Consider the following 20,102-nt stretch of genomic DNA (forward strand, 5'->3'; position numbering starts at 1 on the left):
CATGCCGGGTCCCGCGGTCACATCTACGCTAGGCCAATGCGATCCAACATGGGCTGCCCCCACTGGTAGCACTCATCAGGATGCAGATATCGCGGTAGTGGGTGCGGGTGTGATTGGCTGTGCGGCGGCCCTGCGCTTCGCCCAACAGGGGCTCAAGGTACAGCTGGTGGATGCTGCCCCCATCGGCATGGGCGCCTCCTATGGCAACGCAGGGCACATTGCCACCGAACAGGTGTTCCCTCCGGCTGACCCTGCCATTCTGCGCAAGCTTCCCGCTATGCTGGTTAACCCCAAAGGCCCACTGCGGCTGGACTGGCGCTATCTGCCACGTATTACGCCGTGGCTTTGCAAGCTGCTGGCCAATATGCGCCCGGGCCCTTTCCAACACAGTACCCGGGCTCTCAGAGCCCTTAACGAGCATAGTCTGGCAGCCTGGCAAGGACTCCTTTCGAGCATCGGCGAACAGGCACTGCTGGAATGCCGTGGCAACCTAAGTGTGTATGAACAACCGCAAAGCAGGAAATCGGCCGACGCGCTACGCAACCGAATGGCCGAACAGGGCGTGGCAGTGGAACACTTATCGCGAGCCGAGCTATTCGAGCGAGAACCACACTTGACCCAACGCCTGATGGGAGGCCTTGAATTCAAGAATACTGCTCATGTGGTAGACCCCTACCGAATCGTCATGGCACTGGCCAGGGCAGCCCAATATCTGGGAGCGCGCTTTACCCAGTGCAGGGTAACCGATGCCAGCTTGAACGCAGAGGGCGTCGAGCTTGTCACGACCACGGGCCCTATCAAGGCAAGGCGCGTGTTGATCGCATGTGGAGCCCATTCAGCGGAATTGGTCCAAAAACTGAGCGGGCAACGCCCCCCGTTGGATACCGAACGAGGGTATCATCTGATGCTTCCCCATGAAGTGGGACGGCTGCGGATGCCCGTCAATTCCCTTGAACGCAGCTTTATCATGACCCCTATGGCGGAGGGGTTGCGCCTTGCTGGAACCGTGGAATTTGCTGGCCTCAAGCGACCGCCACGCATGGCTCGTGCCTGGGGCCTGGCAACACAGGGGAATGCCCTTTTCGATACTCCTCTGGACACACGTGATGCCGAGCCCTGGATGGGATTTCGCCCATCGCTGCCCGATGCCCTGCCAGTGATTAACCGTCTGGCCGAAGGGCGCTTGTTACTGGCGTTCGGCCACCAGCACCTGGGCCTGACCCAAGCGGCACTCACGGCAGATATCCTCAGCAGCCTGATAACGGATGGTTCCGCTACAGCGATGCATTACCGCGCAGGGAGTTCCCGCCCTATTGACCTGCACCCTTACCGGTTGGCCCGCTTTATCTAGCTGGCCCGATTTTTACTCGGTGCCCCCGCCAGAGAGGTTTTGCCTGATTGTTAACGGCTATGGAGCACCCATGAACAGCGCTGCACCAAGCGTTGTCCCCAGCACGCTTCACGCAAACAAAGACGGCGGCCTTGATGGCCGCCGTCTTTGTTTGGCGTTCAGATAGCCTCAGAGGGCTACGCCGTCAGCGCAGCACTGGGGTGTCTACCTGCACGTCGCCATTCTGGCCACGCTGACGCAGCCAATGGTCAACCAGCGTAAGCGCCATCATTGCTTCAGCGATAGGCGTCGCGCGGATACCTACGCAGGGGTCGTGGCGCCCTTTGGTGACCACCTCAACGGCCTCGCCTGAGGTATTGATCGAATGGCCGGGAGTGGTAATCGATGAGGTTGGCTTCAGCGCCAGTCGCGCTACGATCGGCTGGCCGCTGGAAATGCCGCCCAGCACCCCACCGGCATGGTTGCTGGCGAAGCCTTGTGGCGTTAGCTCATCGCGATGCTCGGTGCCATGCTGGGCAACCGCTTTGAAGCCGTCGCCGATTTCGATGCCTTTCACCGCGTTGATACCCATCAGCGCATGAGCCAAATCAGCGTCCAGGCGATCGAACACGGGTTCGCCCCAACCCGGCGGTACGCCTTCGGCAACGACCGTGATTTCTGCGCCGATCGAGTTCTGGTCGCGACGCAGCTGATCCATGAAGGCTTCCAGTTCTTCGATGCGCGAGTCATCGGCACAGAAGAACGGGTTGTCGTTAACACCGTCCCAGCTGACGAAAGGCAGCTCGATCGGCCCCATCCGGCTCATGTAGCCACGCACTTCGATACCCTGCTGCGCCAGCAGCTTTTTGGCGATCGCCCCCGCTGCCACGCGCATAGCCGTCTCGCGGGCGCTGGAGCGACCGCCGCCGCGGTAGTCACGGCGTCCATACTTATGGTGATAGGTGTAATCAGCGTGCGCGGGGCGGAACAGATCCTTGATCGCCGAGTAATCCTTGGAGCGCTGATCGGTATTTTCGATCAGCAGCGCAATCGGGGTACCGGTGGTTTCGCCCTCGAACACGCCCGACAGGATACGCACCTGATCGCCTTCGCGCCGCTGCGTGGTATAGCGAGAAGTGCCCGGACGCCGGCGATCAAGATCGTGCTGCAAATCGGCTTCGCTGAGCGCCAGCCCGGGAGGACAGCCATCCACAATCGCGACCAGCCCAGCGCCGTGGCTTTCACCGGCCGTAGTCACGCTGAACAGCTTGCCGAAGGTATTGCCTGACATAGTGAATTCCTGAAACGTTCAGGCGCAGTACCGCTCTTTAGAAAGCGCTGCGCAAATCCTCGGCCGACAGGGCAAACACCCCGTGACCACCGTGTTCGAAGTCGAGCCACATAAAGGGCAGCTCGGGGAAGGCGTCGATCAGTTGGCGCTCAGAGTTGCCCACTTCAACGATCAGCACGCCATCCTCACTGAGGTGCTGTGCGGCCTGCTCCAAAAGCTGGCGGGTAAAGTCGAGGCCATCGTCGCCGGAGCCCAACGCCAGCGCTGGCTCATGACGAAACTCGGCCGGCATGTTGGCAAGATCGCGACGATCGACATAGGGCGGGTTGCAGACAATCAGCTCGAAGCGCTGTCCTTCCAGGCCATCAAAGATATCGGAGCGCACCGCCTTGACGCGGTTGCCTACGTCGAAACGGGTGATGTTCTCACGCGCCACGGCCAGTGCATCTTCGCTGATATCCGCGAGCATTACCGACGCTGTAGGCAGCGCCAACGCCGTGGCGATTCCGATACAGCCCGATCCGCTGCATAAATCCAGCACCGTGGCGGGATCTCGCTCGGGGAACCAGTGTTCGAAGCCGCTTTCGATTAATTCAGCTATCGGCGAACGCGGAATCAGCACTCGCTCATCGACCTTGAACAACAGCCCTGCAAACCAGGCTTCCCCTAACAGATAAGGCAGCGGCACACGCTGCTCAATCCGCGTGCGGGTTAGCGCGACAATGCGCGCGCGCTCGCTTTCAAGCAGTTGGCTGTCGAGCACCTCAGAGCCGCTGCTGGCGGGCAAATGCAGCGCGCCCAGCACCAGCGCCACTGCCTCGTCCCAGGCGCTGTCGGTGCCGTGGCCAAAATAGAGAGGCCGTCCGTTGCAGCCGTGCTCAAGTGCGCTGGCGCACCAGCGCAACATATCGCGCAGCCGCGTTAGCGTGGCGATCAGCTCACTATCGGGCGCGGCGAGCGGGTCGAGAGGAGGAAGTAGCGGATAGACGGTAGCGCTGCTAGACGACATAACATTCAACGTAAAAAATAGATAATGCGCAAATTGTACCCTGCCGCCGTGCTCGACAACAGCCGTGATCGCAAGGCCAGCGGGGCTGGCCCTATCCCGCTATAGAGTGATGCCTTCACCTTTTCGTCGTCTATCAACCCGTTATACTGGGCGTGCTGCACAAGGAGATCGACGATGGCGAAGGATGATTCGGCCCCGCCCCACTCACATGCCACGCACAACGACAATGATCGCGACGATGATGAGGTATCGCTGTTTCGTCAGGCGCTGCATGACGCTGGCGTTGAGCGCATCAGTAAACGTCACCGTAATCGAGCCGAGCTGAAGCGCAACACTGCCTCGCTCGACAACAGCGCCGCCACCGCACGCCGCCGCGCCGCAGAGATCAACGAGCAGCAGTTGCACGCCCGGTCACGCACCAGCGACGGCCGTGTCGAACCGGTATCGCCATCGCAGTCGCTGCTGTTCGCCCTTGGCGATATCGATCAGCGCTTGATTGGGCGACTGAAACGCGGCGAGATCGAGTGGCAGGCGGGCCTTGATCTGCACGGCTATACGCTGGAAGAAGCGCGCCACCAAGTAGAGGAATTCCTGCACGATGCCGACGCCAAGCGGCTGCGCTGCGTGCTGATTGTGCACGGTAAAGCATGGTCGGCGCAGGCGGGCTATCCGATTATCAAAAGCCATGTGAATGCGTGGCTGCGCGAGTGGCCGCAGGTGCTGGCGTTCAGCTCGGCAACTTCCAGCGACGGCGGCACCGGCGCTGTGTACGTCTTGCTCAAGAAAGCACGTTAATCGCTTACTCTGATACCTCACCGATAATCGCGGCGGCCACTGCCGCTACCTGTGCTTTTTCCAGATGCAGATGGTGACCGCCTCCCAGCGCTATCCAGTTGAGCGATGGCACAACAGACGCTGCCTCTCGGGCCTGTTCGCCAAGAATTCCGTGACGCGCCGCCAGCACGCTCACCGGACAGCGCAGCGCGCGCAGCACCGCCAGGTTCTGCTCGTGAGTGAAGCGCAGCGGCGACGGACGATGCAGCGCAACGTCGCTACGCAACACCAATCCTGCCGCTTCTTCACGCAGGTTGCGTGCCACCACCGGCGCGATGGTATCGGCATCGACTGGCGTTACCGCACCCAACACCCGCGCATCGACGGCCTGCTCGAAGGAGCGATAAGGCCGCCGTGACGAGGCGTCGCGTCGTTTAGTCAGCAGCGCCTCGCGCAGTTGGGTAACCACATGATCGGAGGGCGTGGTCTGGCTGACTAAGCCATCGATCAGCAACAGCCGTTCGACACGTTCGGGCAGCGTAGCAGAGAGCAGCGTGGCAACAATGGCTCCCAGCGAATGGCCCAGGATAACCGCGCGCTCAAGCCCAAGATCATCAAGCGCGGCCACCACGTCTTCCAGGTAATCCCACAGCAGATAGCGCCCCGCTTCGCGCCAGCGCGAATGACCGTGGCCGCTCAATTCTACCGCCACCAGCTGCACGTCAAGCTGCTCGCACAAAAGCGGTGCCAGTCGCGAAAACGTTGCCGCGTTATCCAGCCAGCCGTGCAAACACACCCACACCGGCGCGTCGCGCCGCCCCCAGCGCAGTGCCGCCAGCCGGCCCTGCACCAACTGCTGCGGTGCGCCTTGCGCTGGCTTAGACGAATCCATAACGGTGATCTCCTTTTCCCTTGCTGCGCAGTTATCTATGATGAAAGGCCCCATTTTAGCCGTTCGCGTCGGCGAGCGCTTACCCAAAACGGATACCTGCCATGGCCGATCAACGTCAAGACGACGCCCCTTCCTCCCGCTCTGTTGGCCGTAGAACCCGAGCCCCAATCTTCATACTAGTGGTGGTGATTGCACTGATTGCTGCGTTCGTCATGCGCTAACGCCCCCGATGGGTACGATGAATTCACCGTCACTGTGGGCAAGCATGGGGCAAGCGCTTGATGTCACGCTGCCGGTATGCCTGCTGATTGCGCTGGGCGCGGTGCTGCGCTGGCGCGCCTTGATTGATGCCGCCTTTATTGCCACCGCCTCGAGGCTGGTATTCACCCTTAGCATGCCGGTGATGATCTTCTTCGACGTGCTGGCAATCCACCCAGATGCTGTCAATCCAGCGCTGTTGATTTACTTCGCGGTAGGAACCTTGGCATCCCTGGCGCTGGTGTGGCTGTGGGGCTGTTGGCGCGCCACCGCGGCGAATCGCGCCACCTTCATTCAGGGAGCCTTCCGCGGCAACGGTGCCGTGTTAGGACTGGCCTTCGCCACCGGCATGTATGGCCATTATGGGGTGAGTCTTGGTGCGCTTTTAATCGCGGTGCTGATTCCCCTGTATAACGGGCTGTCTGTGGTGGTGTTGTCCATATACAGCGGCCAGCGCCTCAATGTGCTGCGCATTGCCGGCAAGGTGCTGAGAAATCCGCTGATTATCGGGGTACTGGCCGCACTGCTATGGCGCTTGGCGGGCATTGGCATGCCGCGCTGGATCGCCAGTGCCGGCAACACGCTGGGCGACCTGACGCTGCCCTTGGCGCTGCTGTGCATCGGGGGTTCGCTGTCGCTGGCCGAACTGCGTAACAGCGGTAGAGAAACCATTGAAGCCACGCTGCTGAAGATTGTCATTCTGCCGCTGCTGCTTACCTTCGGCGGCTGGCTATACGGCTTTCGTCATGCTGAGCTGGGCATGCTGTTTCTCTATTTCGCCGCGCCTTCTGCCACCGCAGGGTTCGTGATGGCGAAAGCAATGGGCGGCAACGGCGAACTGGCGGCCAGCATTATTGCCTTCACTACCCTTGGTGCCATGCTAACGGTGAGCATCGGGCTCTCTATTCTGACACTGCTACCCGGCTAGCGATGGCGGGTAGGCGTAAACAAGGCTACCTGACTGGCGCAACCGCTGGCCCATACGTCGGCATCGAGCCCCACCAGCTGCGCGGTAGTAAACGGGCTGCCAAGGTGGCCGCGCCCTTCTACCAGCGCTCCGCTCAGTGACGCCACCAGCGGCATATGGCTGACCAGCAGCCAGTCACCATGCCACTGCTGCAAGGTCAGCCAGTCGATTAACGCATCGACACTGTGCTCAGGGGTAAGCTGCTCATTCTCCCGAAGCTGCGGCGGCGCATCGCCACCGTCACACTGCGTCAGCGTTTTTAGCACTTGAATGGCAGACTGTCTGGCGCGCCTGAAGGGGCTGTGAATGATTGTCAGCGGCTCTCCCGGCTGGCGCTGATCGCACAGCCAGCGAGCGCTGTCGCGCACCTGCTCCTCACCTGCCGCGGTCAGCGGTCGCTCAGCGTCGATAACGCCGCTGGCCGCTTCGCCATGACGCATAATCCATAGCCGCATCACGAGTCGGTGCTATCGTGCAGGTGCTGGTGAGCCTGACGCGTGTCTTCACGCGAAAGGGTAAATTCAACATCACTGGCGTGATCATTGCGCATCAATGACTGCGCCATTTGCGCGGCGGGCACTTGCTCAAACATCACCCGATACAAGCCTTCGAGCAACGGCATATAGACACCGCGCTGCTGTGCTTCGGCGTATATCAGGCGCACTGTGTTAACACCTTCCGCCACCTGCCCCAGTGATGCCACCGCCTGCTCGAGCGACAGCCCTTCGCCCAGCGCTCGCCCAACCCGGAAATTGCGCGACAGCGGCGATGAGCAGGTAACGATCAGATCACCCACCCCCGCCAGCCCCAGGAAGGTCAACGGATTGGCTCCTCGATCGACCGCAAAGCGGCTCATCTCGGCCAGCGCGCGGGTCATTAACATCGCCTTGGTGTTTTCCCCCAGCCCCATCGCCTGCGCCATACCGGCCGCGATGGCGTAGATATTCTTGAGGGTGCCGGCCAGCTCTACGCCATGGCGATCGCTGTTGGCATAAACGCGGAAATGGTCGCAGCTCAACACGTGCTGGGTAAGCGCGCGGGCGTGCTCATCTTCGCTGGCAATCACACTGGCGGTGAGTTGATATTGCGCGACTTCGGCGGCCAGGTTAGGGCCAGACAGCACCCCCACATGAGCGCTGGAGGTCTCCTCCATTAGCACATCGCTCATCAGGCACAGATGGCCCGCTTCGATGCCCTTGGTAGTACTGATCAGCACCGCTTCGTCGGGAATGAAAGGCGCCGCCTGACGCACCACCTCGCGGAACGCCTTGGAGGGAATCGCCACCAGCACCAGCGTGGCCTCTTCCAGCACCCATGCCATGTCAGTAGACGCCGCAACCTGTGAATGAATCGCGAAGTCAGGCAGGTAAAGATCGTTTACGTGGTTGCGATTTATGCGCTCAGCCAGCGCCGCGTCGCGCAGCCACTGGCGTACCTGAGCACCACCGCTAGCGGCTATGCTGGCAAGCGCCGTGCCGAAACTACCGCCTCCGATAACCGCCACCTTGGCCGGTGTCTCTTGCATTCCGTTACTCCTAAGCAAACTGCGTCATCACCCGGGGAATCCGCCGCGCCTATGCGCTTACGAAGAGCAGGATAACCGAACCGGCGCGCTGTTGCGGGCGGGCATGGCATATTCGTCCATTCCGGCGCGCGCGTTATAAGGGTCAGCCAATAGCTCACGCAGGCGTTTTAGCTCGCTGGCGTCGTTGTGCTGCTCAATCGCTTCGATGGCGCGCTGAGCCAGATGCGTGCGCAGCACATAAAGGGGGTTGACCTGATTCATCGCCTGCTGCCGCTGTTGGGCCGAGCGCGGCTCGTGTGCCAGCCGCGCCCGATAGCGCTCAGCCCATGCCAGCGCGGCTGCGCTTTGCCCCAGTGCGAGCGGCAATTTTTCGTCGGACGGATCACTCAGCTGCGCGAGCGAGCGAAAGGCGCAGTGATAATCCAGCCGCTGGTGGTACAGTAGTGAAAGAAAATCGCCCAGTAATTGCGTGTCTTCGGGCAGCTCCTCGATCAGTCCAAGGCGCGCGCGCATCCGCTCACCGAAGGCGTGATTAATGCGCTCGCCGTAGTTTTCCAGGACTTGCTGCACAGCCGCCTGCGCTGCATCTTCGCTGCCCAGTTCCTGCGCAATCTGCTGCAGCAGCGCAAACGCCAGCCGCGACAGATTCCACATCCCTATCGATGGCTGCTCTGAGTAGGCATAGCGCCCTTCGGCATCGGTGAGATTGGGCGTGAAGGCAGGATCAAACTGCTCCTGGAAGGCAAACGGGCCGAAGTCCAAGGCAATGCCTAAAATCGACATGTTATCGGTATTCATCACCCCATGCACAAACCCCATCGCCTGCCAGCCAGCAATCATCTCGGCGGTGCGTTCGGCACAGCGCTCGAACATTGCCAGCGTGGGCGACGGCGCTTCCAGCAGATCGGGCCAGTGCTGCGAGAGCACATGATCGACCAGCAGCGCCACGTCGCTATCGTGTTCAGAAAGCGCTAGCCATTCGAAGTGCCCGAAACGCACGTGGCTGGGGGCCACTCTCAGCAGCGTTGCTCCCGGCTCCCAGCGTTCGCGCGGTACTTGCTGCTGATTGACCGCTACCGCAAGCGCCCGAGTTGAAGGCAGCCCTAGTCCGGCGAAGGCTTCACTGACCAGATACTCGCGTACGCTCGAGCGCAGTACCGCGTTGCCATCGCCGTGCCGTGAGTACGGCGTGCGCCCGGCGCCTTTCAGGTGCAAGTCGAACGAGGCTCCGCTATCAGCGCGCCATTCGCCCAGCAGCAGGCCACGTCCATCGCCCAGCTCGGGGTTATAGATGCCAAACTGATGGCCAGTGTACTTTTGCGCCAACGGCTGCATGCCAGGCCATAGCGTCTCGCCGCCCAACAGCGCGCGCAGTTGAGCGTCGCTGATTTCTTGCTCTGACATAGTTAGAAGGCGTCGGCACTCGGGGCTAACATCCAATAATTGGGTACCGGGCTGCGCGGTGGGTTCGAGCAGGCTGAAGAAGTGCTGCGGCAGCCGTGCGAAGCGGTTGTCGAAGCGATTGGTCGAGGCGGGCTCGGTGGGCGTTTGGGGGCTATCAGGCGTCGCGGCCATGCCATTCTCTCCATAATCGAGCACAACTACCTTTTCAGCGCAGAAGTAAACGTTGATAATCGATAGTATTAAGCTTCGCTACTAACTTTAAGCTTAACAATAGCTTAGATATACCGTGCATCACGCGCAGCGGTCACCTTAAGACGTGACCGAGGGAGAGGCAAGCAAGGCATTTGGCTCCTATATAGGAGTAGCGTGAGCAGCGCTTTCTAGGCAAAGCGTCTCACCATTACCAGCCACCTTGCAGAGCGATCGTCGACAGCATCGCCACTGCCCTGCTCGCACGCTGTTTAATTGATTTCACCAATGAGGGCCCATACGCCATGAGAATACTACTGGTAGAAGATGATCCGCTGCTGGGCGACGGCGTTGAAACAGCGCTGAAAAACAACGGCTACCAGGTTGATTGGGTACAAGATGGCGAAAGTGCCCTGCAAGCGCTCGACGGCAATGCGTTTTCGGCGGTGCTGCTTGATTTAACGCTGCCTGGCATCGATGGCATGACGGTGTTGGCACACATTCGTGAGAATGAGTCGATGCCGGTGGTCATTCTGACCGCCCGAGACGCGGTGAACGATCGCGTGGCAGGGCTCGATGCTGGCGCTGATGACTACATTCTCAAGCCGTTTGAGCTCGATGAAATGCTGGCCCGCCTACGCATGGTGATTCGACGTTCGATCGGCCGGGCCTCACAAGTGCTCGCCATCAACAAACTGACCATCGACGAATCGCGTCACGAAGTGCGCTGGGACAACGAGCTGGTTAAATTGGGACGCCGCGAATACGCCTTGCTGTTGGAGCTTGCCAACCACGCAGGCGACGTACTCACCCGCCCGCACCTCGAAAATCTGCTGTATGGCTGCGACGAAGAAGTCGAATCCAACGCCCTCGAAGTGCATATCCACCACCTGCGTAAAAAGCTGTCGCCAGAGCTGATCGTAACCCTGCGCGGCATTGGTTACCGTCTCGAGGATAAAGAGGACCTTGGCTAGTGCCTAGGCGCCAGTCGAACAGCACCACCACGGTGCCAACGATACGCTCGATCCGACGCTATCTGACGCGCACCGTGCTGCTGATTCTGCTGGCGACCTCGGCGGTATCGCTACTGGTTGCCTATGTGCTGTTTCGCGCGGAGGTGAAGCAGGTTCACGATGACGAACTGCGCATGGTAAGCGCCGTGGTTACTGGTGTGGTGGATTCAGGCACGTCGCGTCAGCAGCTTGGCAAGGTGGCGCACCAGCTCATGCCGCTCAATAGCAGCAGTGCGTCACTGGCGCAGTATATCGAAGAGGAACTGCTGCCACGCCATAAGCACAACATGCCGCTCTCGCCCGCCGCACGCTATCGTGAATCCGCGCTCGCGGTGGGCTTCTGGAGCAACGACGGCAAGATCGGCATTTTCAGTCCGGTATGGGAAGGCAGCCCAGCCTTCGAGAAGCCGCGCCGCGAGGGCTTCACTGACCTTACCCACAATAACAAGAGCTGGCGCGTCTACAGCCATTATGACCACGACAGTCAACTGTGGATTGCGGTGGGTATCAGAGGCAGCGTTCAAGAAGCGCTGTCGCGCAATACGGTGCTGATTAACTGGCTGCTTGACGCCATTGCGGTGATTATCGCGGGGCTTTTCGTATTCGGCATTATCCAACGCGCCATGCAGCCCATCGATGAGCTATCGACGCAGCTGTCACGCCGTGATGATCAGGACCTGACGCCGGTTAACGGTGAGATTCCGGAAGAGCTGCATGAGTTGAAGAGCTCGATCAACGACTTCATGGCGCGTCTCGACAATGCACTGCAGCGCGAGCGCCGTTTTACCGGTGACGCAGCGCACGAGCTGCGCACGCCGCTCGCGGCGCTCAAGATTCATCTCGACAATATTCGCTCGGGAGATCGTGAAAGCGCGAGCCATTCGTTGGAGAAGGTCAATCAGGGGATCGATCGCTTGCAGCGCGTGATCGCCCAGTTGCTAACGCTGGCACGTGTTGATAGCCAGCCCGTGCAACAGCTGACGCGCATCAACCTCTACACGGTGGCGGCACAAATGGCGGGTGAAATGCTGCCACTGGCCGAGCGTCATCAGCACGAATTGAGCGTTACCGGGCTTGATCGGCTCGATATCTACGCTGATCCTACCGAAGTGGGCGTACTGTTGAGAAACCTGATCGACAATGCGCTTCGCTACACCTGCTCCGGCAGCACGGTGGAAGTGCATCTTGCCTACGACGACCAGCAGCGTCCTACGGTGGCGGTATTGGACAACGGTGAAGGCATCGATCCACAGCTGATCGACAAGGTGACGGAGCGCTTCCGGCGCGGTGCCTCGCCACGCGACTCGGGCAGCGGCCTGGGCCTGTCAATTGTTGAAGCACTGCTGAAACGCCAGCACGCTGAACTCAGCCTCAAAAATCGTCCCGAGGGCGGCCTCGAAGCACGCGTTACCTGGCTAACCACTAAACCGCAATAGCGGCAGCGCACTTACCCACGCAAGCGGTCAGGTTTTAGGCGGCTCTACACGGTTGGCGGTTGGCGGTTGGCGGTTGGCGGTTGGCGGTTGGCGGTTGGCGGTTGGCGGTTGGCGGTTGGCAAAAGACTATTGCGTCACTCTTCTTTCAAATAAAACAACGCCCCCGCCGGGTTACCCGCGGGGGCGTTGCTACAACAGCCGAACGAGTGCGGAACGCTTAGCGCATCAGCAAGGCGTTCAGCTTTTTGACGTACGCAGCCGGATCATCCAGATGCCCGCCTTCAGCGATAATTGCTTGATCGAGCAGTACGCTAGCGAAGCCCTCGAACTCGTCGTCTTGCAGCGAGTCGAGGCGATTGATCAGCGGATGCTCGGGGTTGATCTCGAGAATCGGCTTGCTTTCAGGCACTGCCTGCCCTGCCGCTTCCATCAGCTTGCGCAGCTGTTGGCCCATGTCATTGGCGTCGAGCACCACGCAGGCGGGAGAATCCGTCAGGCGATGGGTAACGCGCACATCACTGACCCGCTCGCCCAAACCTTCCTTAAGACGACCGACCAGCCCTTCTCTAGCCTTGGCGCTCTCTTCCTGCGCTTTTTTCTCTTCTTCGTCTTCCACCGCGCCAAGATCAAGATCGCCCTTGGCGACATCGACCAGCGATTTACCGTCGAACTCGTTGAGGTGCGTTGTCAGCCACTCGTCGATGCGGTCGCTCAGCAGTAGCACCTCGATGCCTTTCTTGCGGAAGATTTCGAGATGCGGGCTGTTGCGCGCCGCGTTAAAGCTTTCGGACACCAGGTAGTAAATCTTGTCCTGGCCTTCCTTCATGCGCTCAACGTAGTCAGACAGCGCCACGTTTTGCACGGCGCTATCGGTATGCGTTGAAGAGAAGCGCAGCAGCGCCGCAATTTTCTCGCGGTTGCTGGCATCTTCCGCCGGACCTTCCTTGAGTACCGAGCCGAACTCGTTCCAGAACGTCTGATACTTGTCGCTGTCCTTCGCCAGCTTCTTGAGCATATCGAGCACGCGCTTGGTCAGCGCACTCTTAAGCTTATCGACCTGCGGATCCTTCTGCAGCAGCTCACGCGATACGTTGAGCGACAGCGCATTGGTGTCGACAACCCCTTTAATGAAGCGCAGGTAGAGCGGCAAGAACTGTTCGGCGTCGTCCATGATAAACACACGCTGCACATACAGCTTGAGGCCACGCACGCCTTCGCGCTGGTACAGATCGAACGGTGCACGACCGGGCACGTACAGCAGGCTGGTGTATTCCAGCTTGCCTTCCACCTTGTTGTGGCTCCAGATCAGCGGATCGGAGAAGTCGCTAGCGATGTGCTTGTAGAACTCGTTGTACTCGTCGTCAGAAACCTCGCTCTTGGAGCGGGTCCACAGCGCTTGCGCCTGGTTAACGGTTTCCCACGTTTCGGTGGTGGTCTTCTCGCCCTGCTCGTCTTCGGCTTCTTCGACCTTCTTCATCTGTACCGGCAGATCTATATGATCCGAGTAGGTGCGAATCAGCGAACGCAGGCGATGCTCGTTGGCAAATTCCTCGGCATCCTGGCGCAGCGACAGGGTGATCTCGGTGCCGTGACGCTCAAGCTCGATGGGCTCGATAGTGAAATCGCCCTCGCCCTGCGACACCCACTCGATGCCCTCGGAGGCAGGGGTACCCGCCATGCGCGTACGCACCCGCACGTTGTCCGCAACAATAAAGGCAGAGTAGAAACCCACACCGAACTGCCCAATCAGGTTGGCATCCTTCTGCTGCTCGCCCGACAGCTGCTGCAGGAATTCCGCCGTGCCCGACTTGGCAATGGTGCCGAGGTTATTGATAACGTCGTCACGGCTCATGCCGATGCCGTTGTCGCGAACAATCACCGTATTCGCCGTATCGTCGAACTCGATCTGTACCTTCAGCTCGCTATCGCCTTCGTACAAACCGTCGTCTTCCAGCGCCCGATAGCGCAGCTTGTCGCAGGCGTCAGCAGCGTTTGAAATCAGCTCGCGCAGAAAGATTTCACGGTTCGAATACAGCGAATGGATCATCAAATGCAGAAGCTGTTTGACTTCCGTCTTGAATCCAAGCGTTTCCTTGTGCGCCGAAGTGGCTTGGGACTCTTGTTGCGTCATTGCTTTCTTTCCTGAATAACAGTGAAGGTCTAGGAATCACCCTGGCGGGTGAGAAATCGTCGCACGCTTATTAGCTGTGAGCGCGCTTCCAGGCCCGGTACCCATCGAGCTCTTCGTCGAGTTTCGCGAGTACCCAGCCGGTAATGAACAGATCGTCGAGCTGTCCCCAGAACGGAATGAAATCGGGCACGATATCAAACGGGAAGAAGATATAGACAACCGCTACTATTAGCAGTAGCGCCGCTTTCTTGGGAAAAGGGCGGTAGTCACCACGAATATAGTCGTGCATCATCGGGACAAGCGTTCGCAGCGATTTAGCAATTCGCAAGAGAACATTGCCACGTCCAGTAACAAGACCAAACAGATTGAATTTTTTACGTTTCATCGACTGTCTCCGTCGCGGGCGCTCACCGGCCCAGAACCTTGCATCGAGAACTACACGTCCATATCACACATGAAGCCTTTAAAGTGTGGACGGTCGCTAAAAAATTCAAGTCGAGATGGTCGGCTCGCTAAAAGGAGTACCTGTGACAGTATCCGCATCAGTTGTCAGCCCATCCGCCTTCGTTAACACCGCGCGCAGGCCTCGCCGCACCTTGCTGGCTGCCGCCATTTCAGTCGCGCTGCTTGCCCCGCTCGGCAGTCCACAGCTGGCTCACGCAGATACCGGCGATGCTGCCATCGAGCAAGCGCTCAATAGCGCTCGTCAGGGCAATTGGGTGAATGCCAATTCGGCGGTGTCGAATCACGTACTTGGCAGTTATATCCAGTATCACCAACTGCGCAATCAGCTTCCTGACACCCCGGCCGCTTCGATCAAACGGTTTATCAACGCCAACAGCGATTCACCGCTGTCTGAATGGCTACGCAATTTCGCCCAGCGTGCCTACGGCAAGGCGGGTAACGACGACGCCTTATTGGCGATCAGCGATGGCGTACCCAATGCCACCGAAAACCAGTGTTACTACTATCGTGCCCTGTTGCCCCGTGACCCGCAGCGCGCCGCCGCCGGCGGTCGCGAGCTGTGGCAAGTCGGAAAATCCCAGCCCAACGCCTGCGACCCACTGTTCGAGGCACTGCGCAGCCGCGGCGAGATTACCCCCAGCAACGATTGGGCGCGCCTAACGCTGGCCTGGCAAAGTGGCAACGGCGCCCTGGTTAGCTATGTACGCAAGCTGATTGACGAGCCGAGCTGGCAGAGCGCGCTGGCCACCTTTGACCGGGTGTACGCCGATCCTGCGGCGGTCACCACTGTGCCTGCACGCTTGGGGCCCGACCCTCATGCCGCTGGCCGCTTGATTACCGCCGCCTTCCACTCGCTCAGTCGCAGCAATCCGCGCGTAGCGCTGAGCGCGTGGCGCCAGTTATCGAACAGCCAAGCGCTCGATAACGAGCAGCGCCTCACCATCCAGCACGACATCGCCTTCAACTCGATGCTTAAAGAGGTGAGCGACAACCGTAGCTGGGTAGATCAAACGCTGCCGCAGTTGAACGACGACACGCTCTACGAGCTGCGCATTCGCACCGCGCTGGCCGAGCGAGATTGGCGCGGTGTTTACCGGATGGTGCCGCAGATGCCGGCTGAAGTACGCCGTAATCCGCGTTGGCAGTATTGGTTGGGGCGTGCTGCAGAGCAGATCGGTGAGCGTGCCACTGCCACCAACGCTTACCGCGCTGCGGCCAAGGAACGTGATTTCTGGGGCTTTGCTGCCGCGGATCACATTCATGCGTCGTATTCGATGAATGACAACTCTCATCCGGTGTCGCCTGCCCGTATTAACCAGATCGCAGCACTGCCAGCGGTGCAGCGCGTCGCGGCGCTTTACCGTATCGACGAGCCGGGGCTTGCCTACAGCGAGTGGGTCTACACGCTGCAGCGTGCCGACCACGCCAAGCGTGAAGCAATGGCCGCTTATGCCATCAAGCAGCACTGGTATGGTCTGGCCGTGCAGGGGTCGATTACCGCCAAGGCACTGGATTCGCTGGCATGGCGTTTCCCCGCGGCCTACCTGAGTCAGTTCCAGCGCTGGGGCAAAGCCAATGGCACCGACCCCTACCTGCTGATGGGCATCGCGCGGCGCGAAAGCGCCTTCAATCCAGGCGCGCAGTCGCCCGCCGGTGCGCGCGGTCTGATGCAGCTGATGCCGGGCACTGCTCGCCACGTCAGTCGCGTCGATGGAATCCCCTATGCGGGCGTTACTAGCCTTGAGGATCCAAGCACCAATATTCGTTTTGGCGCCAGCTACATCACCTCTATGCTTGAGCGCTATGGCGGCAATCGAATCGCCGCCGCCGCTGCCTATAATGCAGGCCCGGGACGCGTGGATCGGTGGCTGGCCGACAGCAATCAGCCGTTTGATCTGTTTGTCGAAAGCATTCCGTTCCGCGAAACACGCAACTATGTGATTGCGGTGCTGAACTACCGGGCGGTGTTCGAAAGCATCGCCAAAGGCTCCAGCGACGGCGTTAGCATGCTGTCACCTGCCGAGCGCAACGGCACTTACGGGCCCGGTATGCTTACTCGCTAAGCCATCTTGCGCAGCCGCTGCCTTGAGTCGCGGCTGCGCCCTTACCTTCTTGCTGGCGTATAAAAAGAAGCCCGCCGATGCGTTTACAGCATCGGCGGGCTTCTTCTTTTCGCTCAATGTGGCGCTAATGCTGCCTTGTGCAGCATTGGGCGGTGCTAGCTTGCAGACTTGCCATAGCGATTGCGCACGTTCTGCATCGAAATCTGGTCGTTGAGGGTCCAGTAATCGAACAGCACGCCAAGCAAAAATACGCCGCCCGTTAGCAGGTAAATAATACCGCTGATCCATTTCCCCATATACATACGGTGCAGGCCGAATACTCCAGTGAAGGTAAGCAACAGCCAAGCAGCGGAGTAATTGGTACGACCGGGTCTAAAGCGAATATCGGCGCGCTTGTTCATGCGTGGGATCAGGAAGATATCGATAATCCACCCCACCAGAAACAACCCGAAGGTAAAAAACCACAGCGTGCCGGTAACCGGCTTTCCGTAGTAGAAACGGTGGGATCCAGTAAACCCGAAAATCCACAGCAGATAGCCCATCAAAACGCTGTGGGTGGGGTTAAGCGCTGCGCGTTGCACCATTGTCATTCCTGTTATCTGTTTGAAAAAATTGGCTGGCTTACTTGGTCAGCAGAGCACCTGAACCATGGACCATTAACACGATGCCCAGGTTCCCTCGATGGGCTACAGACGCCGCTCCATGGTTAACAGCCCCTGAACACGTGCATCGCTGCCGGTGACGTCAAATCCGGCTCGCTGATACAGGTGACGCGCCGGGTTTTCGGCGAATACTCGCAAACGTGCGCGTCGGGCTCCCACACTGCGCGAGAACGATAGCCACGCATTGAGTATAGCGGCCCCACGCCCTTGGCCACGCACCTGCTCGTCGAGATGCAACTCACGCAGATTGGCGTACACCTCATCCGTTTGCCACGCGATGATACCGCTGCGCCGCCCGGCATGCTCGAGTATCAGTGCTTCGTAGTCACGCCAATAGCTAGCAAACATCGCCCCGCTGAAGCGCATCTGCCGCCGCGCCCAGTAAGGCGTCATGGTGTGCTCCACGAGCTGACGCGCGTATACGGCATCCTCGTCGCCATTGGCTCCACGCCACTCTGGCGGCAGAGAATGGCCACGTAACGAGGCGTCGAATTTGGCCACATGCGTTGGTTGCATCACCCTGCCTAGCTGTTGTTATCCGAACGAGAGAGCGATACCTGCGCATCGCTATTTATTCACCATGCCACGCCGGCCACGGCTCTGGTCGGCGGCATACCGTAGCTTGATCATGCCTACCGCCCCACACGGGCCGCCTTCCCTATTATCCGGTGAGGTCAAGATACGCTGCGTACGGCCGAAATGGAATCTACGAGAGATCCCAACCGGGTGGTGGCGAACATGTCATGCACCCCAACCATTGCCCCTTGGGAGACCTCGACGAGATTGAGCCATGAGCGCTCGATGCCCATTACCAGCACAAAGGACAGATCACTGATGGCAACCGGAACAGTCAAATGGTTTAACACCAGCAAAGGCTACGGGTTTATCGCCCCGGACGACGGCGGCGAAGACCTGTTCGCCCATTACTCGGACATCCAGAAAGAAGGCTTCAAATCGCTGCGAGAAGGACAAAAGGTCAGTTACGACCCTACGCAGGGAAAAAAGGGCCTGCAAGCGATCAATATTAGCCTCCCTTTACAAAAATAGCGCGTTCCCCCTCAATTTCCCTGCATAGCTTCAGCCAGATACCAGATTCCTTAAGCCACAATAAAAAACAAACGCCGGACTCAGCGATTGCTAAGTCCGGCGTTTTTGTTGATGGCAACGGTTGTTTACTTAGCTTGACGCTATAAGCATTAAAGGTGCGGCATCGCGTGTAGCATCGGTGCCAGGTACTGCTGAATGACCCACCACAGCCCTCCCACCACGCTACCCAGCAGTGAAAGCAAACCCACCAACGCCCAGCCTGCTACCTGGCCCTTCGTCACCATATTTGTTTTGATATGTTTAACGTCGATTTCGACTTCTTTGAGACGGTCTCGGGCGTCCCCCAGCGTGCCTTCCATCTTGAAAACCCGCGCCAGCACCAAAGGCTTCATCACTTTCTGGCTGATTCAACAGCGCTGGCGAGGTTCAATGGTCATCGAAAAAATTCTAGGCAGTCAGAGTTCAATTCCTCCAAAGAGTTGAGCCCCAACAGACCCAACACTCGATCTATCTCGTCATTCAGGATATCGATTACTCGCTGGACGCCGGCCTGACCGCCAGCAGCAACTCCATAAGAAGTCGCGCGACCCAGTGCAACAGCGTGCGCTCCTAGCGCTATGGCTTTCACAATATCGCTACCGCGCCGAAAGCCACCGTCAACTAACAGAGGAATACGACCATTCAATGCCTTCACAATATCAGGCAAAACCTCAATGGGAGATAAAGTGCCATCCAGCTGTCGCCCACCGTGGTTGGACAGGATTACGCCATCAACACCATGATCGGCCGCCATCAGCACGTCATCCTTGTTCATCAATCCTTTGATGATCAGTTTGTGCGACCACCTCTCACGCAACCAGGCGACATCATGCCATGACAGAGTGGGGTCGAGCTGAGAGGCCAAAGCCTGAGCTGCCCCCCTGACATCATCCTTGCCTGGAGGCAGCAAGTCGCCCAGATTAGCAAAGCGTGGAACACCATTGGGCCACAATACGTCCTTTATCCAGCGTGGATGAAGAACTGCATCCAGCATATTGGGCAGGGTCAACTTCATTGGTTCGCGGTAGCAGCGCACGTCCCATTCGCGCTTGCCGTGTACCGGGTTGTCGACGGTAAACACTAAGGTATCTACCCGTGTCTTTAACAGACGCTCCACCAGAGCTTCCACAAATTCACGATTGCGATACAGATACACCTGCATCCATACCCGAGCATCAGTATTGGCACAAATATCCTCGATAGACACAGTCGAGACGTTACTGAGCACAAATGGAATACCTGCCTGGCTTGCTGCCTTGGCTATGGCAAGGTCGCCCTGATGCGATAACAGCCCGCTGAACCCTGTAGGCCCAATAAGGAATGGTGAAGCACTTTTCTGCCCTAAAATGGTCGTGCCTATGTGGCGTTGTGATATATCGACCAACGATCTGGGCTTGAATCCAATATCAGAAAAGACACTGCGATTACGTTTAAGCGTTATCTCATCCTCTGCTCCGCCATCGAGAAACTCAAAACAGAAGTTGGGTACACGACGCTTGGCTGCTGAACGCATTTCATCAACACTGAGCACCCTATCAAGATGACTACCGTTATAGAGTGATCGCTGCACAATAAATCTCGCCTGGAAAATAGGGACAAAAATTCCA

The 20,102-nt window shown here is 58.9% G+C and carries 19 protein-coding genes; 7 read left to right on the forward strand and 12 right to left on the reverse strand.

Features of this window, described 5'->3' with window-relative positions:
- Position 1 precedes the first annotated feature (1 nt).
- Entirely contained in the window at positions 2-1,351 is a 1,350-nt protein-coding gene (locus R84865_RS01900; RefSeq protein WP_435638691.1) for an NAD(P)/FAD-dependent oxidoreductase, read from the forward strand.
- Between the two features lie 184 nt (positions 1,352-1,535).
- On the opposite strand, the gene aroC is transcribed toward R84865_RS01900, so the two are convergent.
- Positions 1,536-2,621: a chorismate synthase gene (gene aroC, locus R84865_RS01905; RefSeq protein WP_435638125.1), complete on the reverse strand. Its 1,086-nt coding sequence runs from the start codon at positions 2,619-2,621 to the stop codon at positions 1,536-1,538.
- Positions 2,622-2,658: 37 nt separating this feature from the next.
- On the reverse strand, positions 2,659-3,630 hold the full coding sequence (gene prmB, locus R84865_RS01910) for a 50S ribosomal protein L3 N(5)-glutamine methyltransferase (protein WP_435632934.1): 972 nt from the start codon (positions 3,628-3,630) through the stop codon (positions 2,659-2,661).
- A gap of 174 nt (positions 3,631-3,804) precedes the next feature.
- On the opposite strand from prmB, the gene R84865_RS01915 reads away from it, so the two are divergent.
- The gene (locus R84865_RS01915) at positions 3,805-4,425 is read left to right on the forward strand and encodes a Smr/MutS family protein (protein WP_435632935.1); all 621 of its coding nucleotides are present in this window, start codon (positions 3,805-3,807) and stop codon (positions 4,423-4,425) included.
- A 4-nt stretch (positions 4,426-4,429) separates the two neighbouring features.
- Here the strand turns inward: R84865_RS01915 and R84865_RS01920 are convergent, their stop codons facing one another.
- Entirely contained in the window at positions 4,430-5,296 is an 867-nt protein-coding gene (locus R84865_RS01920; RefSeq protein ID WP_435638692.1) for an alpha/beta hydrolase, read from the reverse strand.
- 238 nt (positions 5,297-5,534) lie between these two features.
- On the opposite strand from R84865_RS01920, the gene R84865_RS01925 reads away from it, so the two are divergent.
- Entirely contained in the window at positions 5,535-6,482 is a 948-nt protein-coding gene (locus R84865_RS01925) for an AEC family transporter (protein WP_435632937.1), read from the forward strand.
- Here the strand turns inward: R84865_RS01925 and R84865_RS01930 are convergent.
- Genes R84865_RS01930 through R84865_RS01940 form a run of 3 tightly spaced genes read right to left on the reverse strand, consistent with a single transcriptional unit; the run spans position 6,479 to position 9,621 of the window.
- Positions 6,479-6,961: a SixA phosphatase family protein gene (locus tag R84865_RS01930; protein WP_435638693.1), complete on the reverse strand. Its 483-nt coding sequence runs from the start codon at positions 6,959-6,961 to the stop codon at positions 6,479-6,481. The genes R84865_RS01925 and R84865_RS01930 overlap by 4 nt on opposite strands.
- A gap of 14 nt (positions 6,962-6,975) precedes the next feature.
- Positions 6,976-8,046 carry an NAD(P)H-dependent glycerol-3-phosphate dehydrogenase gene (locus R84865_RS01935; RefSeq protein ID WP_435632939.1) on the reverse strand — a complete coding sequence of 357 codons (1,071 nt, stop codon included), beginning with the start codon at positions 8,044-8,046 and terminating at the stop codon, positions 6,976-6,978.
- A gap of 57 nt (positions 8,047-8,103) precedes the next feature.
- Positions 8,104-9,621 carry a protein adenylyltransferase SelO gene (locus R84865_RS01940; protein ID WP_435638694.1) on the reverse strand — a complete coding sequence of 506 codons (1,518 nt, stop codon included), beginning with the start codon at positions 9,619-9,621 and terminating at the stop codon, positions 8,104-8,106.
- Positions 9,622-9,944: 323 nt separating this feature from the next.
- Here R84865_RS01940 and R84865_RS01945 point away from each other — a divergent pair, with 323 nt between their 5' ends.
- Positions 9,945-10,613, forward strand: a complete 669-nt coding sequence (locus R84865_RS01945; RefSeq protein WP_435638695.1) for a response regulator — start codon at positions 9,945-9,947, stop codon at positions 10,611-10,613.
- Complete coding sequence (locus tag R84865_RS01950) at positions 10,613-12,088, forward strand: ATP-binding protein (RefSeq protein ID WP_435632942.1); 1,476 nt, start codon at positions 10,613-10,615, stop codon at positions 12,086-12,088. Before R84865_RS01945 ends, R84865_RS01950 begins: the two co-directional genes overlap by 1 nt.
- 217 nt (positions 12,089-12,305) lie before the next feature.
- Here the strand turns inward: R84865_RS01950 and htpG are convergent, their stop codons facing one another.
- Both htpG and R84865_RS01960 read right to left on the reverse strand, forming a co-directional pair.
- Positions 12,306-14,219 (reverse strand): molecular chaperone HtpG, encoded by a 1,914-nt coding sequence (gene htpG / locus R84865_RS01955; protein WP_435638696.1) that lies wholly within the window; start codon positions 14,217-14,219, stop codon positions 12,306-12,308.
- Positions 14,220-14,289: 70 nt separating this feature from the next.
- Complete coding sequence (locus tag R84865_RS01960) at positions 14,290-14,604, reverse strand: YkvA family protein (protein WP_435632944.1); 315 nt, start codon at positions 14,602-14,604, stop codon at positions 14,290-14,292.
- A gap of 142 nt (positions 14,605-14,746) precedes the next feature.
- Here R84865_RS01960 and R84865_RS01965 point away from each other — a divergent pair, with 142 nt between their 5' ends.
- On the forward strand, positions 14,747-16,747 hold the full coding sequence (locus R84865_RS01965) for a transglycosylase SLT domain-containing protein (RefSeq protein ID WP_435638697.1): 2,001 nt from the start codon (positions 14,747-14,749) through the stop codon (positions 16,745-16,747).
- Positions 16,748-16,902: 155 nt separating this feature from the next.
- Here R84865_RS01965 and R84865_RS01970 read toward each other — a convergent pair whose 3' ends face one another.
- Together R84865_RS01970 and R84865_RS01975 are read right to left on the reverse strand one after the other, a co-directional pair.
- Positions 16,903-17,331: an NINE protein gene (locus tag R84865_RS01970; RefSeq protein WP_435632946.1), complete on the reverse strand. Its 429-nt coding sequence runs from the start codon at positions 17,329-17,331 to the stop codon at positions 16,903-16,905.
- Positions 17,332-17,433: 102 nt separating this feature from the next.
- Positions 17,434-17,925 (reverse strand): GNAT family N-acetyltransferase, encoded by a 492-nt coding sequence (locus tag R84865_RS01975; RefSeq protein ID WP_435636915.1) that lies wholly within the window; start codon positions 17,923-17,925, stop codon positions 17,434-17,436.
- Positions 17,926-18,243: 318 nt separating this feature from the next.
- Here R84865_RS01975 and R84865_RS01980 point away from each other — a divergent pair, with 318 nt between their 5' ends.
- Entirely contained in the window at positions 18,244-18,456 is a 213-nt protein-coding gene (locus R84865_RS01980; protein ID WP_435632948.1) for a cold-shock protein, read from the forward strand.
- 149 nt (positions 18,457-18,605) lie between these two features.
- Here R84865_RS01980 and R84865_RS01985 read toward each other — a convergent pair whose 3' ends face one another.
- Positions 18,606-18,848 carry a hypothetical protein gene (locus tag R84865_RS01985; protein ID WP_435638698.1) on the reverse strand — a complete coding sequence of 81 codons (243 nt, stop codon included), beginning with the start codon at positions 18,846-18,848 and terminating at the stop codon, positions 18,606-18,608.
- A gap of 41 nt (positions 18,849-18,889) precedes the next feature.
- On the reverse strand, positions 18,890-20,065 hold the full coding sequence (locus tag R84865_RS01990; protein WP_435638699.1) for an alpha-hydroxy acid oxidase: 1,176 nt from the start codon (positions 20,063-20,065) through the stop codon (positions 18,890-18,892).
- Between the last annotated feature and the right edge of the window lie 37 nt (positions 20,066-20,102).

This window comes from Carnimonas bestiolae, from assembly GCF_051251145.1.
GTDB classification, from domain to species: Bacteria; Pseudomonadota; Gammaproteobacteria; order Pseudomonadales; family Halomonadaceae; genus Carnimonas; species Carnimonas bestiolae.

Coding starts and splice junctions, on each gene's coding strand:
- R84865_RS01900 (WP_435638691.1), top strand. CDS start 2: ATGCCGGGTCCCGCGGTCACATCTACGCTAGGCCAATGCGATCCAACA.
- aroC (WP_435638125.1), bottom strand. CDS start 2,621: ATGTCAGGCAATACCTTCGGCAAGCTGTTCAGCGTGACTACGGCCGGT.
- prmB (WP_435632934.1), bottom strand. CDS start 3,630: ATGTCGTCTAGCAGCGCTACCGTCTATCCGCTACTTCCTCCTCTCGAC.
- R84865_RS01915 (WP_435632935.1), top strand. CDS start 3,805: ATGGCGAAGGATGATTCGGCCCCGCCCCACTCACATGCCACGCACAAC.
- R84865_RS01920 (WP_435638692.1), bottom strand. CDS start 5,296: ATGGATTCGTCTAAGCCAGCGCAAGGCGCACCGCAGCAGTTGGTGCAG.
- R84865_RS01925 (WP_435632937.1), top strand. CDS start 5,535: ATGAATTCACCGTCACTGTGGGCAAGCATGGGGCAAGCGCTTGATGTC.
- R84865_RS01930 (WP_435638693.1), bottom strand. CDS start 6,961: ATGCGTCATGGCGAAGCGGCCAGCGGCGTTATCGACGCTGAGCGACCG.
- R84865_RS01935 (WP_435632939.1), bottom strand. CDS start 8,046: ATGCAAGAGACACCGGCCAAGGTGGCGGTTATCGGAGGCGGTAGTTTC.
- R84865_RS01940 (WP_435638694.1), bottom strand. CDS start 9,621: ATGGCCGCGACGCCTGATAGCCCCCAAACGCCCACCGAGCCCGCCTCG.
- R84865_RS01945 (WP_435638695.1), top strand. CDS start 9,945: ATGAGAATACTACTGGTAGAAGATGATCCGCTGCTGGGCGACGGCGTT.
- htpG (WP_435638696.1), bottom strand. CDS start 14,219: ATGACGCAACAAGAGTCCCAAGCCACTTCGGCGCACAAGGAAACGCTT.
- R84865_RS01960 (WP_435632944.1), bottom strand. CDS start 14,604: ATGAAACGTAAAAAATTCAATCTGTTTGGTCTTGTTACTGGACGTGGC.
- R84865_RS01970 (WP_435632946.1), bottom strand. CDS start 17,331: ATGGTGCAACGCGCAGCGCTTAACCCCACCCACAGCGTTTTGATGGGC.
- R84865_RS01975 (WP_435636915.1), bottom strand. CDS start 17,925: ATGCAACCAACGCATGTGGCCAAATTCGACGCCTCGTTACGTGGCCAT.
- R84865_RS01980 (WP_435632948.1), top strand. CDS start 18,244: ATGGCAACCGGAACAGTCAAATGGTTTAACACCAGCAAAGGCTACGGG.
- R84865_RS01985 (WP_435638698.1), bottom strand. CDS start 18,848: ATGAAGCCTTTGGTGCTGGCGCGGGTTTTCAAGATGGAAGGCACGCTG.